2 protein-coding genes are annotated in these 1,554 nt (G+C 45.6%); both read left to right on the forward strand.

What is annotated here, in order from left to right:
- Nucleotides 1–106: 106 nt before the first annotated feature.
- Nucleotides 107–826: an orotidine-5'-phosphate decarboxylase gene (gene pyrF, locus QZL64_RS01085; protein ID WP_021840213.1), complete on the forward strand. Its 720-nt coding sequence runs from the start codon at nucleotides 107–109 to the stop codon at nucleotides 824–826.
- On the forward strand, nucleotides 823–1,410 hold the full coding sequence (gene pyrE / locus QZL64_RS01090) for an orotate phosphoribosyltransferase (protein WP_021840214.1): 588 nt from the start codon (nucleotides 823–825) through the stop codon (nucleotides 1,408–1,410). Before pyrF ends, pyrE begins: the two co-directional genes overlap by 4 nt.
- Nucleotides 1,411–1,554 lie beyond the last annotated feature (144 nt).

Here is a 1,554-nt window from a genome sequence, read left to right on the forward strand (position 1 = left end):
TTTATTTGTCGCATTTGATTATACTATGAACCCAAATAATTTAGAATTGACTTTACCTCGTTTTTGTGTAAAAATTATTTGAATATATTATCAAAGGAGGCTTACGATGGCAGACGACAGACTTATAGTAGCCCTTGATGTGGCCACCATGGAACAGTTAAAAAACTTGGTGACTACCTTAGGTGATTCCGTATCGTATTACAAAGTGGGCATGGAATTATTTTATGCCGCCGGTGCCGAAACGGTGACGTATTTACAAGAGCAGGGAAAATCCGTATTTCTCGACTTGAAATTACATGATATTCCAAACACAGTAGCGCAGGGGGTAACCTCTTTGACGCACCTCGGTGCCAAGCTCATCACCTTGCACAGCCAAGGCGGTCCCGTTATGATGGCCGCTGCGGCCAAAGCAGCTACGGAAGCAGCTGAGAAATTACAGGTAGAACGACCTAAACTCTTGGCCGTAACCGTACTCACCAGTTTTGACGATGATGCTTGGACTGCCATCGGCGGTCAATTACCGATTCGCGATCAGGTAATCCGGTTAGCCAAACTCGCTAAAGAATCCGGCATGGACGGCGTTGTCGCATCCCCATTGGAAGCCAAAGCCATTCGCGAAGCGTGCGGCGAGGACTTCCTCATCGTAACGCCGGGCATCCGCCCAAGCTTTGCCGCTGCCAATGACCAAAAACGCATTGCTACACCGAAGAGTGCCTTAGCGGACGGTGCATCCAAACTCGTAATCGGTCGTCCTATTACCAAAGCCGACAATCCGCAGGAAGCGGTTCGTTTAATTGTTGAAGAAATGGAGGCTGTTCACCCATGATGACAGAACAAGAAGTAAAACAATTATTAATTGACACCAAAGCGATTTTAGAAGGCCATTTTCTTTTGACCTCCGGACTTCACAGCCCTATGTATGTTGAAAAATTCAACGTATTGCAACATCCGAAATATACGGAACGTCTTTGCCAAGAATTGGCCGAACGCTTCAAGGATCAGAATGTTGAACTCGTTATCGGACCTATGACGGGCGGTATCTTATTGGCTCACGAAGTTGGTAAAGCGTTAGGTACCCGTGCTATTTTCACCGAACGTGAAAAAGGCGTTATGACTTTGCGTCGCGGTTTCCGCATTGAACCGGGCACACGCGTACTCATCGTTGAAGATATCGTAACCACCGGCGGTTCCGTTCGCGAAGTAGTTGACGTAGTAAAAGCTTCTCAAGGTGAAATCGTAGGCGTAGGCCTCTTGGTTAACCGCAGTGGCGGCAAAGCGGACTTCGGTATTCCAAACGACAAAGTGCAGGCTTTATTGAACCTTACCGTACCGACCTACCAGCCGGAAGAATGCCCACTTTGTAAAGATCATGTGCCAATGACCGAACGCGGCAGCAAACATATTAAATAATTAATTATAAACTTATAGGACATTTTGAGTTGGTCTTTAGGCCGATAGGATTAGTATTTATCTAGTCTTATCGGTCTTTTATTTTTTGATTTCAAAGGCATGCGGACAAAAAAAGAGTTATAGGACAAAAAGTGTGTGTAGAAA

Source organism: Veillonella sp. CAG:933, assembly GCF_000431435.1.
Classification (GTDB): domain Bacteria; phylum Bacillota; class Negativicutes; order Veillonellales; family Veillonellaceae; genus Veillonella_A.

Coding starts and splice junctions, on each gene's coding strand:
- pyrF (WP_021840213.1), top strand. CDS start 107: ATGGCAGACGACAGACTTATAGTAGCCCTTGATGTGGCCACCATGGAA.
- pyrE (WP_021840214.1), top strand. CDS start 823: ATGATGACAGAACAAGAAGTAAAACAATTATTAATTGACACCAAAGCG.